Below are 20,224 nucleotides of genomic sequence, written 5' to 3'. Positions count from 1 at the left end.
CTAATATTTTGGGTTTTGATCTAAACTTCCATCTGAAAGTTCTATTTCCTGAGAAGGAATTGGTCGAACTGTATGTTTAGCTGGATCAAACGAACCATGATCTATAAAATGTGGATTGTACATGGCAACACGCTCCTGTAATTTACCGGTACGTTTTAAAACATTCCATCTATTAGACTCACCTGCTAACTCTAATGCACGCTCGTTTAAAATATCATCAATAGTTAAACTATTGTAGTAGTTTGCCACTCCAGTTGCACGTTCTCTTACTCTATTTATGTGAGGTAAGGCCGCAGTAACATTACTCGCCCCCAAATAGGCCTCTGCAGCAATTAAATGAGTTTCTGCAACACGAAATACAAAAACATCTCTGTACCCGTTACCATCTTGTGCACGTTCATCAAATTTTGCAAAAATTGGAAAGTTTACATTATTTAAGTTGTTTGAATATTGATACTTTGCACCAGAAACGTTCTCAGCAACATCAAATCCATAATCTGTTGGTTGAAAAACCCAGTAACGATCTAGCCTATCTTTTAACTCTCCTGCTGGTAAAGCTGTTTTAGGATAATACACAATAGTATCGCCTACAGCTATATTTTCCACACCATTTTCAGAGACGGGTGAATTTACAGTTGCATATAGCACTCTATGTAACGTAACGTCATCTCTAGAATCATTAGCTTCGAACAAACTGTAGAAAAAATCGGTTGGCATCCCTGAAAATGTAGGTTCTCCATAAGGTGTTGTTGTACGGGAAATTCCTGCATAATTATGAGGTACGTTCATAAAAATGCCATTTTTATTATTGCTTCTATTATTTACGCCTTCAGCACCGTATTGTATAGAAAATAGTATTTCTGGATTCAATTGATTATCAAAATCGAATACCTGGGCATACGTTTGGCTTCTTATATCATAATTTCCAATAGCTGCTTCTGCAAGTTGCGCCGCTGTTTCAAAATCTTGAGTTGTACCAAAATCTTTATAACCTTTTGTTAAATAAACCTCAGCTAATAAATGTTGTGCTGCACGTTTAGAAAAACGACCAAATTCGGCTGGAGCAGTTTCTAAATCCGGTATGGCTTCCTCTAAATCTTTTATAATTTGTTTAAAAGTATCTTCTTCAGAAGAACGAGCGTAATCGTATCTGATTTCTGAAACCTCATCTAAATAAACCACAACTCCACCATATTGTTGCACTAAATTAAAATACGCTAAGGCTCTTAGTGCTTTGGCTTGCGCTATTCCTAAATCTCTTTGATTAATTAATGCAGACTCCCATGAAATTTGATTTTCGTATCTATTGATGGCGATATTCGCGGCACTTATTACCGAATAATTACCATACCATGGTCCTGCTCCATCTCCAGATGCCATGTTGCTGTACTCATTTAGATTGTTTATGCTAAAAAGCTGACCATTTTGAGTAAACAAATCTGTACCTAAAAAGGCTTCGCTGTAATACTTATAAGGTTGTCTCGTTGCCGTATACACCGCATTAACCAATTCTATTGCATTATCTGAAGTATAATAGTTTTCAGCCGTTACCGCTGATTTGTTTTCTTCTTCAAGATAACTATCGCATGCTACCAAGCTTAAAAACAAGCCCGCAGTCATAATTATATATTTTATTTTATTGTTAATTTTCATGATCTTTTATTTTTTAAAATCTAACTTTTATACCAAAAATTGCTGTTTTAACAGAATAAGCCATACCGTAGGAATTTTGCAGACCTGTTTCTGGATCTGGCCCTTTATAATCTGTAAAAATAAATGGGTTTTTAATATTTAGAGACAGTTTTAATGAACTTAAATGTAACCTTTCAGCTAAACTAGAAGGAAATGAATATCCCATACCAATGTTGCCTACTTTTACAAAAGACATATCTTCAAAAAACCACTCATTGGCCTGTCCATTAGATAGTGCAGCCCCTGGTAAAGGATATTTAGCATTTTGGTTATTTGGTGTCCAATAATCTAAATCTATTTTATTAAATTTTGCATTATCTGGGTTATGAGTAGCAAAGTTTTGATAAAACTCCGAGTGCCCAAACACACCTTGTCTTGTATAAACCATAACATTAAAATCCCAATTTTTATACGTAAAACTATTGGTCATACCTCCAATCCAATCTGGAGCATGATTACCAATAACCACACGATCTTGCTCATTAATAAGGTTATCGTTATTTTGATCTTTAAATTTATACATTCCCGGAACAGCATTGTAAACAGCGGCCTCTGTAGCCTCATTTATTTGCCAGATACCTAATTTTTCATAGGAATACATAGCATCTATAGGTTGCCCTACCTCTAGCACACCGTGTCTACCATATGGTTGTTTATCAATATCACCATCCAATGCTAACAACTCGTTTTCGTTACGCGCATAGTTTATGCTGGTTTGCCATTTAAAGTTGCCCGTATCTATATTCACGGTTGTTAATGTTAATTCTATACCTTTGTTTCTTACTGAACCAAAATTCCCTACAGTACCAGAGAACGAGGTAAGCCCCATGAGGTTTCTATTTAAAATAGCATCTACTGTTTTCTTATTGTAATACTCAGCTTCCGCTCTAACTCGTCCTTTAAAGAAACTAGCATTAACACCTACGTTAAATTCTTTTGAGCGTTCCCAGGTTAACTCGTCATTAATTAAATTACCAAGCATATTCCCTAAAGCATAGGTATCTCCAAATTGATAATCTAATTGACGAAGTGTAGCTTGTGAAGCATAAGCACCTACAGAATTGTAATTCCCAGATTCACCATAACTTACTCTAAATTTTAAATTAGAAATCCAATTAATGTCCTTCATAAAGTTTTCTTCTGAAACTTTCCACGCTAATGCTGCCGATGGGAAAAAAGCCCATTTATGCCCTTCTGCTAATTTTGAAGCCCCATCGTACCTTCCTGTAAAGGTTAATAAATATTTATTATATAAACTATAATTAACTCTAGCTGCAAATGATGACACTGTTTCTTTTCTAAAACTTGTAGCATAACTTCTTACATCGGCTCCTGCTTGAGTATTGTAGAAACTAAACAAATCTGAACTTAAGTTTCGAGTTTGAATTCCTGATCCCTCAGAATCCTCGTAACTTATAGCAGCAATTAACGTCGTATTTAAACTATGGTTGTCATTAAATTCAAAATTAATATCGGCGGTATTATCCCAGTTATAACTTCTACTAAATCCCGAATTATAAACGGCTCTAGTTCTAGATTGATCATTTCTAGCTGCTTTGGTTAACAAGCCTCTGTACTCACCACCGCGACCGGTTGCAAAAGAAGGTGCAAAATTGGTTTTCAATTTTAGCCATTCTACTGGTTTATATTCTAAAAATGCATTGGCTATAAAACTTGTATTTCTTTGGTTGGTAGTCCACGATCCATCGACCTCGTAAAGCGGATTTATAAATCGTTCATCTTGCGCATCTGGTAAAAGTTTTATAGTCCCATCTTCATTATAAGGTTCTACAGTAGGGGCTAACCTCATCGAACTTCTAAAAAGTTCTAAAGATCCCCCTTCTCTTTCTGTTGCAGTAAAGTAACCTTTTACACCTAAAGTAAAATTATTTTTAAATTTTTTTGTTAATGACAGAGATATGTTAGAGCGTTCAAAATCTTCAATACCCATTAAACCTTTATCACTAGTATAGCCTAAAGTAGCGTTGTAAACCAACCCATCGGCACCTCCTGAAACCCCAAGAGTGTGCGAAGTTTGTAATTGTATATCATGACGAAGTAATTCTCTCCAATTTGTATAATTTCTATTAGCTACATTATCTCGTTCAATTTGGCCAATAAATTCATTATCGGTATCTATAGTAAGGTTGTTAAAATCTTCAACTGTAGCCGTACCATCAGTCCATTCTCCAACCCATTGCTCTCCTCTTAAAACATCACTTACAAACGAAACATACTGATCGCCATTAAACATATCGGGTTCATTTACCGCACTGTTAACACCAAAAGTAGCATCATATGTTATTTGAGTTTTACCTTCAATACCAGATTTAGTAGTAACAATTACCACTCCATTTGCGCCACGAGAACCATAAATAGCGGTTGCTGATGCATCCTTTAATACATCAAGTTTTTCTATATCAGATGGATTAAGAAAGCTAAGATCTCCAACAAAAATACCATCAACTACGTATAAAGGTCTTGACAAATCTAACCCTAAATCATCGCTTACCCCATCATTCCCAACGTTAGCATTCCTAATAACCGTATTTCCTCTAATTTTAATAGACAAAGGAGATCCTGGTTTAGAATTTGTACGTCTTACATCAACACCAGCCATTCTACCTTGAACGGCTTCAGCTACATCGGTTTTTCTGGTCTCCGTAATAGCTTTAGAACCTAAAGAAACAACAGCACCAGTAGCATCACTCTTTTTTACGGAGCCATACCCAACAACAACAACCTCATCTAAACCCTGAGTATCTTCAATTAACTTAATATTATAGATGCTAGATCCATCTAAATTTACCTCTTTAGTTTTAAAACCAATATAGGACACGGAAAGCACGCCGTTAATATTAGATACATTTAAGGTAAAGTTTCCATCAAAATCGGTAACGGTTCCATTATTTGCTCCTTTCTCAAGAACATTGGCTCCCGGAAGTGGCATACCTTGTGTATCTAAAACCACTCCAGAAATTTGATTTGATTGTGCCCATGAAGCTAAAGACAAGCTAAAGAGCAAAACTAATAACAGTAATTTTCTTTGTTTCATTATTATAAAGTTTAGTTAGTAAATTTTTGTTAAAACTACATTCTAAATCTGAAAAAGACCTAGAAAATCAATTCATTTATATGTAATTTTTAGATTATCTTAATAATAACTTTATGTTTAAGCCCTCGCCCCATTAAAATTTTCGAGTTCTTAGATTAGGCTTATTTTCTATGGAAATAAAAACATAATCCATCTATAAACTTTATCCGAAACCGCTCTAAAAAGGAGCTACCACCTTGCATAACACACATATTTTTAATTATAATTAGCAGCGTTCTATTTACAGGAGTGCTGTAAAAGTTGACTTTATCAGATTTATATATTTTTTTAAACAGCAAAACAACCTTTCCTTTTTATTTTTATTCATAAATGCATGTAGGAATCACTTATTCCTTAAAGAAAACGTCATACTTATACCATATTCATAATACCTAAAACCTATTAATTAGTACTCAACAGGCTTTTTTTTACATGAATTTGAACATATTATCCATATTAAATACTTTAATACAAAATAAATTTGGTAAAACTGATTAAACTATAATTTTATGGATACTAAAAACAATTACCAAAACCCCTTAAACGATATTGACGATTGGGAAGATAACCTTAAAGAAAGGTATCCCGACCCTAAAACCTCTAGTAAAGAAAAGGAAGCCTTTAGAAATTATGTAGATTCTGAGCGTGTAGAAACGGTTAAAGAGTTTTACCGAATTAACCACATGAATCAAACCTATGATTTTGTATGTAAAAAAGAAGAAGAGTTCTTAAAGTTTAACAAAAAAGAAATGTCTATTTGGGAAGCTATAGACTTTTTAAATACACTAGTTGATGATAGTGATCCAGATATCGATTTAGACCAATTACAACATTTACTGCAAACTAGTGAGGCTATTAGAGCAGATGGGCATCCAGATTGGTTTGTTCTTACAGGCTTTATCCATGATTTAGGCAAAGTACTTTGTTTATTTGGGGAACCACAATGGGCCGTAGTTGGTGATACTTTTCCTGTTGGTTGTAGATTTTCGAACAAAATAGTATATCCCGAATTCTTTAAAAACAACCCAGATTTTACAAACCCAAAATACAATACAAAATATGGGGTTTATTCTCCCAACTGTGGCCTCGATAATGTAAAAATGAGTTGGGGACATGATGAGTACTTATATCAAATTTTAAAAGATTATCTACCAGAACCCGCTTTATACATAATTCGTTACCATTCTTTTTATTCACAACATCGTGAAAATGAATATGAATATTTAATGAATGAAAAAGACAAAGAAATGTTTGAATGGGTAAAAAAGTTTAACCCATACGATTTGTATACAAAAGCCCCTGTTAAACCAGATTCACAAGCTCTTAAACCTTACTATCAAGATATCGTAAAAAAATACTTACCAGATGTGTTGAAATTTTAAACTATTACTAATCAACTAAACCACTAAAATTTATGTTTTACACCTATTTAGGCTTTTTCGGTTTTACGCTTTTTGTAATACTATATACCACCTATAAACTCCGAAAAGATAAACTCACAACTTCTGAAGGTTATTTCTTAGCAGGAAAAAGCTTAACCGGTCCTATAATTGCTGGATCTATGATACTCACAAATATTTCTACCGAGCATTTAATAGGAATGAATGGGAGCTCATACAAAAATGGAATTATTATTATTGCTTGGGAAGTTACCTCTGCAATAGCGCTAGTAATTGCAGCTATTTATTTTATTCCAAAATTTATTAAAATGGGATTAACTACGATTCCTGAGTTTTTAGAAAAACGTTTTGATAGTGCTATCCGATCAATAGTTGCGTTTTTACTGATGTCTTCTTTTGTAATCACTTTGCTCCCTATTGTATTATATTCTGGAGCTATTAATATTGAAAGTGTTTTCGATTTTTCTACTATATTTCAGATTTCAAAAGAACAATCTTTAATTTATACCGTTTTAGTTATTGGAATTATTGGATCACTATATGCCATTTTTGGAGGTTTAAAGGCGGTTGCTTATTCAGATTCATTAAACGGTATTGGCCTTATGGCTGGTGGATTATTAATTCCCGCTATTGCGCTCTATAAAATAGGAAATGGAAATTTATTTAACGGCTTAAGTACCGTTTACAATTTTGCTCCAGATAAATTTAATATTATCGGAAAACCAGACTCTGTACTTCCTTTCTCGGTACTTTTTACAGGTTTAATGATTAATCAGTTATATTTCTGGGGAATGAATCAAGCTATTATACAGCGTGCTTTTGGTGCTAAAAACTTAGTTGAAGCCCAAAAAGGGCTAATTTACACAGGTATATTAAAACTATTTGTACCAGCAATTATTGTTTTGCCAGGTTTAATAGCCTATTATTATTTTCAAGATCAATTTTATGAAACACCAGATTTAATATACCCTATGCTAGTTAAAAAAGTTCTGCCAAACTATTTATATGGCTTTTTTGCAGCAGTTATTTTAGGAGCAGTACTAAGCACATTTAACAGTGTGCTAAATTCCGCAAGTACTATTTTCTGTTTTGATATTTATAAAAAACTAATTAATAAAACCGTTTCAGATAAAAAACTGGTTAAATATGGTAAAATTTCATCAATAGTTTTGGCTATAATCGCTATTGTTGTTGCTCCAATGGTTGCTTATGCTCCAGATGGTTTGTACCAACTTTTACAACAATTAAATGGTATCTTTTTTATACCTATTTCATCCATTATTATTGCTGGTCTATTTTTTAAACAAATAAATACTAAAGGAGCTAAGGCTGGTTTATTTTTCGGGTTTGCCTTTTATATTTTAAGTACATTTATCCTTAATTTAAACATTCATTTTGTGCATTTATGGGGTATCGAATTTATTTTAAACTTTTGCATTATGTTTTTAGTTTCAAAATATTCAATTACAAGCCAAAAGCATTCTCTTTATAAAGAAAATATCTCTAACGAGAAACAGTGGGCAAACGTAAAAGCATATGGAGCCATACTAATACTTATTACTATTTCATTTTATATTTTTCTTTCATAAACAAATTAAACTTTAGTATTATTTCTAGAACTATATTTTTATTAGTTTTAGAAGTACGAAAAATATGAATCTATTTTCTTGTAACTAAACCAAAGCTACTAAAGTACTGTTTATTTGTAATAAGACACTTTAGATGTTTCTATTTTAGGTTTATCAGTATTAATTTATAATTATAAAATGTTGTAACTAAGTAAGCATCATCCAACACCATTTTTGGCACGCTCCACAGCCTTTTATAAAGCAACCCTTACTTAATAAACGTAACGCATAAAAAAAGCTTCATATTTCTATGAAGCTTTTTGAGCGAGAGACCGGGTTCGAACCGGCGACATTCAGCTTGGAAGGCTGACGCTCTACCAACTGAGCTACTCTCGCAATTCCGGATGCAAATTTACAACATATTAACGTGTTTTTCCAAATAAATTTTATGTTTTTTTTTAAAAAAATAAACCAAAAAGATATAAATACGCAGTAAGTGTAAAACAACCAGCAGCCATAGTTTGATACCTAGACATTTAGCTTAAATATAGTACCACATATTTTTTATGGCATTATTAAATCTATCCAAAAAAACATTTACCTCAACTTATACTTTATCATTTTCGCTTTTAAAAAGTAATCACTATTACGTGTTTTTAGATGTAACTCATCCTTCTTTTCCTTATGAAGATAAATATTTTACTTATGTTTGATTTTATGAAAAAGCAACATTATTACATAAAACAAATTATAGCCACGGACACACACTCTGTTAGACATCCTGTGCTTAGACCCGGTAAACCCATAGAATCTTGTTTTTTTGATGGCGATAATTTAGATACAACCATACATTTTGGAATTTATGATACTATTTTAATTGGTGTTTGCTCTATTTTAAAAAAACGTAACCCCAATTTTACAGCATTAACACAATATCAATTACGAGGAATGGCTGTCCTTAAACCTTACCAGGGTTTAGGTGTTGGCAAAGAACTTATAACTTATTGCGATTCCTTTTTGAAAAAAAAACATGCAGATTTAATTTGGTGCAATGCTCGTGAAATTGCCGTTGATTTTTATAAAAAAAACGGATATCATATTATAGGTAATTCATTTCACATAAAAAATATTGGACCACATTTTACAATGAAAAAAAACTTAACGCAGTAAACTAGACTTAGGTGACTTACCCCTTAAAAAAGCGTCTAAATTGTAAGCGTAACTTATTATAACTTAACAGCTATCAAAATGAGAGGAAAAAATTTAAAAGTAAGGCTACTAATTGGGGTAACAATTGCTCTATTTTTTATTTTTAAAAGATGTAGCCAACAGCAAGAAAACCCATATACAGGTCGAACACAAACTATTTCCATGAATGCTAACGAAGAAATAGCTATTGGTCTACAAAACGCACCACAAATGGCACAACAACATGGCGGTTTGCATGAAAACACCAAATATCAAGCTCTTGTTGATAATGTTGGTAATAAATTAGTAAATAATAGTATCGCTAAAACAACACCTTACAAATACCAATTTCATTTACTTGCCGATCCAAGCACTATAAACGCATTTGCTCTACCCGGCGGACAAATATTTATTACTTATGCCTTGTTTTCAAAATTAGAAAATGAACATCAATTAGCTGGGGTTTTAGGTCATGAAATAGGACATGTTCTTGGTCGACACAGTGCCGAACGCATTGCTGAAAGCGAATACTGGCAAGGCTTAACAACTGCTGGTTCTGTTGGAGCTGATATGGGAGGTTTAATAAACGGCATTGGACAAAACACATTACTAACCAATGGCCGAGATGACGAACTTGAAAGTGATGAACTAGGGGTTCGGTTTATGCTAAAAGCAGGGTATAATCCTGAAGAGATGATTGGAGTTATGGAAATTTTAAAAAATGCGGCTGGACCAAATCGAGTTCCTGAATTTCAAAGCACGCATCCGGATCCAGATAATAGAATTGAAAAAATTAAAGCAGCCATAGAAAAATATAAAAAAATACAATAGAAAACCCTCCACATAAAAGAGACATGTTAGTGCTTTTTTAGGGCAATTCATTTGAAGCTTTACGATACCATGAGAAATTATGGATTGGGTTACTCCTAAATATAATTAGGAGCGAATTGAATAAAGATATTAACTTTAGTGCATTATTTAAAAACAACTTAAATGGTGTCTAGCGAATGGGTATTTTAAGAATCACTTTTGTACCAATGGCGATATTATTTTCACCCTTTAAATCTTCAAAGTTTAATTGAAATTTATGCTTATAGTTCTTTTCAAAATTTAACAATCTTTCTTTTGTTAGTGTTAAGCCTACAGATTTTTTTTTGATGGTCTTGTTTTGTTTTATAAATGCAGATTGTTCTCGACCAATACCGTTGTCTGTTATATTAATAGTTATGTGATTTTTAGAAGTTTTTAATACTTCCAATATTATTTTTTTATCTCCTTTTTTTGAAGATAGCCCGTGCCAAATAGCATTTTCTATAAAAGGTTGCAATACCAATGAGGGTAATTTTATACCTTCAAGATTAATAGTGTCGTCAATTTTAGTAGTAAATTCTATGGTATTGGAAAACCGAATGTTCTCTATATTAAAATATAGTGCTATGGTTTCAAGTTCTTCAAAAAGGCTAACTTCTTTAGCTTTTGATGCTTCTAATATCTTACGCATAAGTTTCGCGAATTTATTAAGATAATAAACCGCATTTTTTTTCTCATTGGAAATAATATATTGTTTTATGGAGTTTAATGAATTGAACATGAAATGAGGATTCATTTGACTTCTAAGAACATCTTGCTCTAACGTAAGTATCCGTTTTTCTTTTTTAAGTAAGCGCTGGCGGTATAATATATAACCTAATATGATGAGTATAAAAAGAACTAATCCGCAAATAATTACGAGATTCATGTTCTTTTTAAACTTAAGTTTTACAATTTCATTTTCTCGTTCCAAAAACGAAAGTTGATCTTCTATTTTCTCGGTATCATACTTTATAATTGCATCATTTACATACTGAAAATTCTGTTCTTTTTTAAGTTCATCGCTATATTTCCTAGATTCTTTTATATAGTAAAGGGCATTTTTAAAGTCCTTTTCCTGTTCTGCAAGGAGACTTAAATACTTATAGTTTTCTTCTATAGCACTTTTAAAATCATGGTTTATTGCAATTTTTAAACTTTCGTCTAAATTAAACTTTGCTTTTTTTAAGTCGCCTAATTTTAAATACGCCCAACCTTGGTTTGTGTATATGTCCACTAAATGAAACTTATCACGAAATCCTTTGGCATCATTCAGTATTGTTTCATTAATTTTTATCGCCTCCTCTGTCCTATCTTGCTTTATATAAATTTTAGCGATGCTACTATTACAAATAACCTTACCCAATTTTGAGTTAATTTGTTTGTTATAATTTAATGATTTTTTATAAAACTCTAATGCTTTATTTAAATCTCCCAAACCTTCATACGCATAACCAATATTATGGTAATTAATAGCTAGGCCTAAAATATTACCAAGATTTTCTTCTATCTTTAGTGATTTTGTAAATTGCTCTATCGCAATTTTATACTGGTTAAGTGCCAAATAAATATTACCAATGCTATTTAATGATACTGCCCGGCTTCGTTTAATTGTTTCTGTTTTATTACTAACCATATCGGCTAGCACTAGGGCTTCTTTGTGATAATCTAATGCTGAACGCACGGCATCTTTGCGCCTATAAACAACACCTAACATATTAAGGTGCAGTATTTTCATTTCTGTGTTATTAAGTGCTTTTGCTAGTTGCAGACCTTTAAAATGAAAAGCGATAGCTTTTTCATATTGCGATGTATTCCTGCAATAAACACCTAACAAATTATAAGCAAAGCTAGACCCGAAATTATAGTTTTTAGCTTGAGATTTATTTAAAAATGACGCTATAATTAAAGAATCTCTAGAAAAAGGTTTAAACAATTTATTTATTGCCTCATAGGATGTTATTTGTAAACTTACAATACTATCTAGATTTATATGCTTTTCGTTAACATTGGACTGCGAATGTCCATGGCCAAAAGAAAAAGCCAGCAAAACCACTAAATATTTAAAAAAGAACGTTTTCTGCATTACATTCTGTTTAGAAAGTCGGTTTTTTTTTGTCTGGAGATTGGTATTTTATGATTTCCCTCCAAAACAACATAACCATCTGCTTTAACATACTCTTTTATTTTTTCCAGATTAACAATATAGGAATTATGTATTCTAAAAAACTGACTTTTAGGCAACAAGGCATTCACTTCCTTTAGTTTCTTTGTAACTAAAATACTTTTAGCATCGGTAAGATACAACGTACTGTAATTACCGTCTGATTCAACAAATAAAATGGTTTCAATGTCTAGAAAAATAAGTTTTCCGTCTGAATTTATAGTTATTTTTTTATCTTTTATCGTGTTGTTATAGGTTTTTAAAATACTTTCTAGTTTGTTTGAAAGTAAATCCCCTTTAAAAACAAAATCTTTAGCCTTTTTAATGGCTATAGTTAAATCGTCAATATCAATAGGTTTCAACAAATAGTCGATAGCCTGCTGTTTAATTGCCTTTATGGCATACTCATCATAAGCCGTGGTAATTATAACTGCAAAATCCTTAACTTTTATAGTATTTAAAAATTGAAATCCATCCATTGTCGGCATTTCTATATCTAAAAAAATACAGTCAATATCATTGTTGCTTATATATTTTAAAGCCGCTTTGGGGTCGGTAAAGGTTTTCAAAATCTGTACCTCATCGCTAAAGTTTTCTAATTCCCACACCAAAGCTTCCAATGCTTTAGATTCATCATCAATAAGTATGGTTTTTAACATAACAAACACATTTTGAACATAAATATATGGTTTTATAAAATACATCTTGCTTTATAAAGTATATATGGTATTAAATAATGTACAATTGGAAACTAAAGTGATACAAATCGTAGACTAATATTAACAATACTTACCAAGTATACAGTTTTTAAAACCATCTATACAAAACCTGTAATACGTAATGTATTTCCTGCTTAAATTGCATTAACAAAACTATTAATCAACACATTATGAAAAAAACAATTACATTTTTAACAATTATGATGATGTATGTAACCGGATATGCAAATAACATTCAGGTTTCAAACATTTCATTAGAAAATTTAAACGAAGCTGATAGTTGGGTTCATGTAGAATTCGATTTATCATGGGAAAATTCTTGGCGCATTAGTACTGGCCCCTCCAATTGGGATGCCGCTTGGATTTTTGTAAAGTACCGCACTAATAACGGTGATTGGAGGCATGCAAACTTAAACCAAGTAAATTCTGTGACAGCAGCAGGAAGCACCCTTGAAGTTTCTAGTGATAATAAAGGAGCCTTTATTTATAGAGATACCGATGGTAATGGTACAATTAATTTTAGTGATATTCAATTAAGATGGGACTATGGTAGTATTAATACTGCCGATATTTTAGATATACAAGTATTTGCTATTGAAATGGTGTATGTACCAGAAGGGCCTTTCTATGTTGGTGGAACTAGCGGTGATGAAAAAAATAAATTTTATAATGGAGGTTCTTCTACTTCTACTTCATATCGAGTAACAAGTGAGAACGCCATTACAATAGAGAATACGGCTAACAACCTTTTTTACACTGAAGATAACCTTAATGGAGGAGACCAAACAGGTATATTAACAGCTAATTTTCCAAAAGGATTTAGAGCGTTTTACGTAATGAAATATGAAACATCAGAAGCGCAATGGTTATCTTTTTTCAACACATTAACAGAACAGCAAAAAACCTATCATGACCTTACCGATGGAACCCATAAAAATAGTGATACAGAAATATTTAGAAACACTATTGCTTGGTCCGGCGGTACAGCAGATGCTACTAGCACAGCTCCAGATAGAGCAATAGCATATGTACATGTAAACAATATAAATGCCTATTTAGATTGGGCTGCCATGCGACCTATGACCGAACTAGAATTTGAAAAAGCAGCTAGAGGACCAAACACTCCAATTGCTGGTGAATTTGCTTGGGGAACCTCTAAGATAAATAATGTTGACTATAACATTAACAATATCGGATTACCTAACGAACAGATAACTAACCCGGGTACTAATACAGGAAATGCTCTATATAATTTAACAGACACCAACTTTGGTGGTCCTGCAAGATGTGGCATTTTTGCAGCCAGTGCAATAAACAAAACAAGACAAGAAACTGGGGGTAGTTTCTACGGAATTATGGAACTATCCGGTAATGTTTACGAAACTTGTATTACTGTTGGAACGGTACAAGGTAGAGCTTTCTCCGGCACACACGGCAATGGCATTGTTAGTTCTATATCTGGAAACGGAACCGTTACTAATTGGCCAGAAAACGCAACAGGAGACGGGTATGGTTACCGTGGTGGAAGCTATGCCAACGGAACTGGTTTTATAAGAATATCCGATCGATTTGATGGTGCAAGTTTAATTCCAAGTGGTAGTTCTAGAATAGGATTTAGAGCGGCAAGAACAGCACCTTAATAGTATAGATATGAAAAAAACAATAATTATATTATCGTTTTTATTGCTTTCTATACATGCGTTGCTGGCTCAAAAATTTAATGGCGGAAATGGTGATGGCTATGACATTGCAAGCCGAACAAATATTAATTTAGGGAATTTTGACTTCTCGGTATTATATAAGGGCAGCTATGGAGACGGACAAGATGTGGCAACGTTGATAAATACAAATCTAAGCAATATCGATTTCTCTGTACTCTATAAAGGTAGTCATGGAGACGGGCAAGATGTGGCAACGTTAATAAATACAAATCTAAGCAATATCGATTTCTCTGTACTCTATAAAGGTAGTCATGGAGACGGACAGGATGTGGCAACGTTAATGAATACAAATTTAGGGAACTTCGATTTCTCTGTACTTTATAAGGGTAGCCATGGAGACGGACATGATGTGGCAACGTTAATGAACACAAATCTAGGAAACTTCGATTTCTCTGTACTCTATAAGGGTAGCCATGGAGACGGGCATGATGTGGTAAGTTTAATGAACACAAATCTAGGGAACTTCGATTTCTCTGTACTCTATAAGGGTAGCCATGGAGACGGGCATGATGTGGTAAGCTTAATGAACACAAATCTAGGGAACTTCGATTTCTCTATATTATTTAAAGGTGGTAATGGCGATGGATACAACTCAATAAACCTCTCAAATCCAACACTTTATTTAGAAATTAAAGAAGAACTCGACGAATTCAATGTACGTCTTTATCCCAACCCAGCAAGTCATCTAGTAACTATCAAAGCTAATAAAGGAACCACCATAACTTCTGTAGAAATATTTAATGTAGCTGGACAAAAAATTAACACCCATCTATCTAATGACAACACTATAAATGTTACCAATTTATCAGACGGTATGTATCTGTTAAAAATTGTTTCAAAAAACGGTACAGCATCTAAACATTTGGTTGTAAAAAAATAAAAAACACATATACAGTTTAGAGAAAATTATTTAATCGTTTATAATTTAACATGATTACAACCTAAATTAACAGCAATTAATCATTAAATCAATTTCCATGAAAAAAATTCACACACTTTTTATGCTACTTTTTTGTTTTACCGCAATAGCTCAAGTAGGCGTAAACAACTCGACCCCAGACCAAGCATTAGATGTTAACGGAAAAATTAAACTATCGGATGATGCGACCACTCCAACTGCAGGTACCATGCGCTATAACAATACAGACAGCGCTTTTGAAGGCCATGATGGCACACAATGGAACAGTTTTAATTCTAAAAAAACTAGTGCACTACCATCGAACCCTGTACCCATATACGGGTACAGTCCTAATATTAGTCGGAATGAAGGTTTGTCTTTGTCATTTAGAACTTGGACATCTTCAAGCTCATTTAAAACACCTCCTGCAGGAAAACTTCTTATAATAACAGGTATTTACCCAAGAGACTATACTTCGGCGGTAGGTAATGGCCAAATTAAAATTTCAATGGGTATTTCACCATCCGAAAACGGAGGCACATATTCAGAGACTCAAGTGTTGCTTTCATTTAAAATGGATGCTACAATACCGTATTTAGGAGATAGTGCACCAATTTTTGTATTAAAACCAGGGGAATACTTAAATGCGTATAATTACACCACGTCTGCTACAGAATTAATTAAAGTGAATGTTCGCGGTTTTCTAGTTGATGATCTTAACTATTAAATTTAAAATAACATGAAAAATATATTACTCATAGCAGTTTTTTCAATATGGCAGATTACCATATCCCAAAACGGACTCTATATCGTTTCTGGAGGTTCTCTAGATATTGAAAATGACAGAATAACCGTAGTTAACGGTCATGTTATAAATACAAGTACAACAGGATTTAATGGCGGAGCTCTTCAAATGACAAGTTTAGATGGTAATACCTATAACCTAGAATTAACCAACCCAAATACGATTAAGTATTTAGAATTGTATGGCACAGGTACGGTCAATTTTAATGGTCAAGTAACTATTGAGAGCGAACTTTTTTTAAACGACAATTCTAGTTTTAATCTAACCTCTGGCAGTTTTGTTACCCTTGGGCCAACGGCTGAAATTGTTGGAGAATCCGACATAAACCCAATTAGCGGAGCAGATGGCACTTACATTACAACAACAAGAAACCACGTAGCAGGTATAACAAATGATTTTGGACTAATTGGAGTAGAAACCAGAAATGGAACCGTATCTATGGGTTCTACAGAAATTATTAGAAAGTACGGTGCTTTTACAATAGCCGGAACTCCTTCCGTAAAACGGTATTATAAAATTACCCCAACTGTTAATTCTGGATTAAATTTGGATGTCCGTTTTTATTTATTGAACGACGATCTTAACGGACTTAATAGAAATAATTTAGTAGCGTATAGAAGCACCGATAATGGCACAACATTTACCAACCAAGCTGGTACTCCCAATACATATCATCATGCTGTTTCTAATATAGATGCCTTTTCTTTATGGACCTTTTCCGAAGCTTCTGCTTTGAATATTGATTCAGTAGATTTGCAAAGTATTTCTGTATTTCCAAATCCAGCAAAAAGTATCGTTAATATCATTCCTAACAATAACACTGTAGTCATAAACGAAATACAATTATACAATGTGTTAGGACAACAAATACTTATTAAACTTTCAAACACCAACACATTTAAAGTAAGCCATTTAAAAGACGGTATGTATTTTTTGAATATCATTGCTCAAAACGGTGGTATAACAACAAAAAAAATAATGGTAAAAAAGTAAAACCTTAAACCAATTAATTATTGTAAAAATACGATTATTTACAATCCTTGGATTTATATTAGTAACTCTAGCTCTGCAATTATTGCTTCAACAATGGCATTGGAAAATATTTATTAATAATCTTTTGGCAGCAACAGAGCGACTATCCACCCGTTCTAGATATGGGAAAACCTCTAATAAAAAATAAACCTGAGGTACTAAGTACATCTTATTTATCGTTTAATGCATGAAATTTATTCCGAATAACTAAACCTATAGGACGATTTTGAATTTTAGATTCTAGCCAAGATATAATATCTAGATATAAAAAGGCACGACTTTGGTAGGGATCGTTTTCATATTCCTTCAATTTTTTATGAAGTTTTATAAATTCGTTTTTAACTTCGTGTGGGTAAATATCACCTAGACCACGTAGAAATTTTATAAATTCTTTTTGGACTTCATACAAATCTTCCATTTTAATAAGGAATTTATAAGTCGATTTTATAAGTACATCTAAATTATAATCTAACCCTGCTTCGTAATGCGCGACCAAATTTAATATACGCGAAAAACAAAGAAGATCTTCTCTCATTTGTAGAGATTTATTGCTAATTATTTTATCTAAAAACTCTATACATTTTTTATTTTCGCCGGCACCAAAATACATACTTGCCATTTTATAATAAAACACCATAATATGGTGTTCATCGGTGCGGTTTCTATAAAATTTCAATTCATTTAAAACAGTATCAACTAAAGGTAAACCTTCTTCAAAACTACCTTCAATAAAGTGTAAATTAAATTTATTATTATAAAGGTATAGAAAAGCCAAACCATCTAAATTATCATCCTTTGGAAACCATTTTTCTTTTGTTACACTTTCAAACTTAATTAGGCTTTCTTTAAATTTATTGTATTTTCTTAAAAAATAAAGCGACTCTAATAGATAATTGTTTCCACTTAAAAAAAACACAGGGTTCAACTCGATCATTTCTTCTTTATCATAAAATAAATCGACCCACTTTAAAGAATATTTATAACACGAAAGAAAATCTACGGTTAAAAAACTATACCATAAATAGGATTTATATAGCCATAATTTTTCTCGAAAACCAAGTTCATGTATATCGTACTTAGGTAAGCGATCATTAAAATACTGGGTAACCTGTTTATAATCTTCATCGTTTTTAATGTAGCCTATTTTTAAATAAAGTCCATATAATTGTAATGATAAATTAGATAATTTACTAGCTAAAACATTATGCAAACTAAGCTCTTTGGCTTGCACAGTAAGCTCATCGGCACGATTACTTAAACTCCGTGTGATGTATTGAGACTCGATAACTTTCTCTAGCTCCACAACTTCATAAGCAACATTTTTTTCCTCTTTTAAAATTGCTAAACTTTTAGCTTTATCTAAAATCTTTAAACTTTGCTTATAAAGCCCTTTATGATAAAGTATAGTTGCAAAATCTAGCTGTTCGCGTATTTGCAGCCTAATATCTTTATGTGATGGATTTAAACGTAAACTAATTAAAATTTGTTTATAAAGGTGCGCCTTAAGATTAGAAAGCTGTTGTTTTTTAACAATCCCTTTTTTTAATATTACAGATTCATCATAAGCCGATAATTTATCTAGAATATTAAATAGCATTAAAAACTTAGAGTCCTCATTCACCCCTAATCGTCCCACATAAAGCTTAAATTGCCGCTTTTCGGATTTAGAAAGTGATTTCACGAGTACAAACAAATTATCTTTTTGCTCTTTCGTCATAGTTACAAATTAAACATTAAAAAATTGATAAACAACAACTTAACTGTGTTATCAGAACTTTAAACATCGTAATAATAACAGCTGGTGTTATCATTTTAGTTAAGCAAAATATAACTTCGTAGCGCAATAAGAAAATATATTTTAATAAATGTCTGATAATAAAGTCCAAATTTTCGATACCACACTAAGAGATGGTGAACAAGTCCCTGGTTGTAAGCTAAATACCAATCAAAAATTAATTATAGCAGAAAAGCTAGATTTTTTAGGTGTAGATGTTATTGAAGCAGGCTTCCCCGTTTCTAGCCCTGGCGATTTTAAATCGGTTGAAGAAATTTCTAAAATTGTAAAAAACGCTACCGTTTGTGGATTAACTCGGTCGGTAGAAAATGACATAAAAGTAGCTGCAGAAGCTTTAAAATACGCAAAACGCCCAAGAATACATACAGGTATTGGAACTTCGGATTCTCATATAAAATTTAAATTTAAATCTACACAAGATGCCATAATAGAACGTGCCGTAAAAGCGGTAAGTTATGCAAAATCTTTTGTAGAAGATATTGAATTTTATGCCGAAGACGCGGGTAGAACAGATAACGAATATTTAGCACGTGTTTGTGAAGCTGTAATTAAAGCTGGTGCAACCGTACTAAACATCCCTGACACTACAGGCTATTGCCTACCAAGTGAATACGGAGCAAAAATTAAATATTTAAAAGAGAACGTAAAAGGTATTGATAAAGCCATTTTATCTTGCCACTGCCATAACGATTTAGGTCTAGCAACCGCGAATTCAATAGAAGGTGTTATAAATGGTGCTCGCCAAATAGAATGTACTATTAATGGTATTGGTGAACGTGCAGGAAACACGGCTTTAGAAGAAGTTGTTATGATTTTAAAGCAACACCCAAACCTAAATCTAGATACAAACATAAAAACCGAAATGCTTTACGGATTAAGCCAATTGGTATCGGATAGTATGGGGATTTATACCCAACCAAACAAAGCTATTGTTGGGGCAAATGCTTTTGCTCATAGTTCTGGAATTCATCAAGATGGCGTCATAAAAAACCGCGAAACTTACGAAATTATAGACCCTAAGGATGTTGGAGTAACAGAATCTGCTATTGTTTTAACTGCTCGCAGTGGCCGTGCGGCATTGGCATACAGAGCAAAAAACATTGGGTACGAGTTAACTAAACTTCAACTCGACGTTATTTATACCAATTTTCTAGATTATGCCGATAAGAAAAAAGAAGTCGTAGATAATGATATTCATAAAATTATAGAAAACAGTGCAGTATATAACGAAATTGTATCTTCTTAATTAAAAAATAACTTTAAACAAATTGTTTTTATCAAAGCAAGATACGACCTTTG

The 20,224-nt window shown here is 32.7% G+C and carries 14 protein-coding genes and 1 tRNA gene; 9 read left to right on the top strand and 6 right to left on the bottom strand.

Features of this window, described 5'->3' with window-relative positions; all coding sequences use genetic code 11:
- Together FQU21_RS10895 and FQU21_RS10890 are read right to left on the bottom strand one after the other, a co-directional pair.
- Positions 1-1,653, bottom strand: coding sequence for a RagB/SusD family nutrient uptake outer membrane protein (locus FQU21_RS10895; protein ID WP_147678037.1), 1,653 nt, complete (start codon positions 1,651-1,653; stop codon positions 1-3).
- 13 nt (positions 1,654-1,666) lie between these two features.
- Positions 1,667-4,747: a SusC/RagA family TonB-linked outer membrane protein gene (locus tag FQU21_RS10890; protein ID WP_147678036.1), complete on the bottom strand. Its 3,081-nt coding sequence runs from the start codon at positions 4,745-4,747 to the stop codon at positions 1,667-1,669.
- Positions 4,748-5,295: 548 nt separating this feature from the next.
- Here FQU21_RS10890 and FQU21_RS10885 point away from each other — a divergent pair.
- Entirely contained in the window at positions 5,296-6,168 is an 873-nt protein-coding gene (locus tag FQU21_RS10885) for an inositol oxygenase family protein (RefSeq protein ID WP_147678035.1), read from the top strand.
- A gap of 32 nt (positions 6,169-6,200) precedes the next feature.
- Entirely contained in the window at positions 6,201-7,775 is a 1,575-nt protein-coding gene (locus FQU21_RS10880) for a solute:sodium symporter family transporter (RefSeq protein WP_147678034.1), read from the top strand.
- A 302-nt stretch (positions 7,776-8,077) separates the two neighbouring features.
- On the opposite strand, the gene FQU21_RS10875 is transcribed toward FQU21_RS10880, so the two are convergent.
- Positions 8,078-8,150 (bottom strand) — tRNA-Gly (locus FQU21_RS10875).
- A 321-nt stretch (positions 8,151-8,471) separates the two neighbouring features.
- Between FQU21_RS10875 and FQU21_RS10870 the strand changes: the two genes are divergently transcribed.
- Both FQU21_RS10870 and FQU21_RS10865 read left to right on the top strand, forming a co-directional pair.
- The gene (locus FQU21_RS10870) at positions 8,472-8,924 is read left to right on the top strand and encodes a GNAT family N-acetyltransferase (protein ID WP_147678033.1); all 453 of its coding nucleotides are present in this window, start codon (positions 8,472-8,474) and stop codon (positions 8,922-8,924) included.
- 78 nt (positions 8,925-9,002) lie between these two features.
- Positions 9,003-9,773: a M48 family metalloprotease gene (locus tag FQU21_RS10865; RefSeq protein WP_147678032.1), complete on the top strand. Its 771-nt coding sequence runs from the start codon at positions 9,003-9,005 to the stop codon at positions 9,771-9,773.
- A gap of 169 nt (positions 9,774-9,942) precedes the next feature.
- Here the strand turns inward: FQU21_RS10865 and FQU21_RS10860 are convergent, their stop codons facing one another.
- Positions 9,943-11,877 (bottom strand): tetratricopeptide repeat-containing sensor histidine kinase, encoded by a 1,935-nt coding sequence (locus FQU21_RS10860; protein WP_147678031.1) that lies wholly within the window; start codon positions 11,875-11,877, stop codon positions 9,943-9,945.
- Positions 11,877-12,614, bottom strand: coding sequence for a LytR/AlgR family response regulator transcription factor (locus FQU21_RS10855; protein WP_147678030.1), 738 nt, complete (start codon positions 12,612-12,614; stop codon positions 11,877-11,879). Before FQU21_RS10855 ends, FQU21_RS10860 begins: the two co-directional genes overlap by 1 nt.
- Before the next feature lie 230 nt (positions 12,615-12,844).
- Between FQU21_RS10855 and FQU21_RS10850 the strand changes: the two genes are divergently transcribed.
- The 4 genes from FQU21_RS10850 (at position 12,845) to FQU21_RS10835 (ending at position 17,091) form a co-directional block, all read left to right on the top strand.
- The gene (locus FQU21_RS10850) at positions 12,845-14,314 is read left to right on the top strand and encodes an SUMF1/EgtB/PvdO family nonheme iron enzyme (RefSeq protein ID WP_147678029.1); all 1,470 of its coding nucleotides are present in this window, start codon (positions 12,845-12,847) and stop codon (positions 14,312-14,314) included.
- 10 nt (positions 14,315-14,324) lie between these two features.
- Complete coding sequence (locus FQU21_RS10845; protein ID WP_147678028.1) at positions 14,325-15,275, top strand: T9SS type A sorting domain-containing protein; 951 nt, start codon at positions 14,325-14,327, stop codon at positions 15,273-15,275.
- Positions 15,276-15,372: 97 nt separating this feature from the next.
- A complete protein-coding gene (locus FQU21_RS10840; RefSeq protein WP_147678027.1) occupies positions 15,373-16,020 on the top strand; it encodes a hypothetical protein in 648 nt (215 codons plus the stop codon).
- Between the two features lie 12 nt (positions 16,021-16,032).
- The gene (locus FQU21_RS10835; RefSeq protein ID WP_147678026.1) at positions 16,033-17,091 is read left to right on the top strand and encodes a T9SS type A sorting domain-containing protein; all 1,059 of its coding nucleotides are present in this window, start codon (positions 16,033-16,035) and stop codon (positions 17,089-17,091) included.
- Between the two features lie 208 nt (positions 17,092-17,299).
- On the opposite strand, the gene FQU21_RS10830 is transcribed toward FQU21_RS10835, so the two are convergent.
- On the bottom strand, positions 17,300-18,847 hold the full coding sequence (locus FQU21_RS10830; protein WP_147678025.1) for a hypothetical protein: 1,548 nt from the start codon (positions 18,845-18,847) through the stop codon (positions 17,300-17,302).
- Between the two features lie 148 nt (positions 18,848-18,995).
- Between FQU21_RS10830 and FQU21_RS10825 the strand changes: the two genes are divergently transcribed.
- Positions 18,996-20,171, top strand: coding sequence for a 2-isopropylmalate synthase (locus FQU21_RS10825; protein WP_147678024.1), 1,176 nt, complete (start codon positions 18,996-18,998; stop codon positions 20,169-20,171).
- Positions 20,172-20,224 lie beyond the last annotated feature (53 nt).

Source organism: Algibacter pacificus (genome assembly GCF_008033385.1).
Lineage (GTDB): Bacteria > Bacteroidota > Bacteroidia > Flavobacteriales > Flavobacteriaceae > Algibacter > Algibacter pacificus.
The sequence above is the reverse complement of the archived record's forward strand: the minus strand, read 5'-3'. Positions and strand labels throughout refer to the sequence as shown.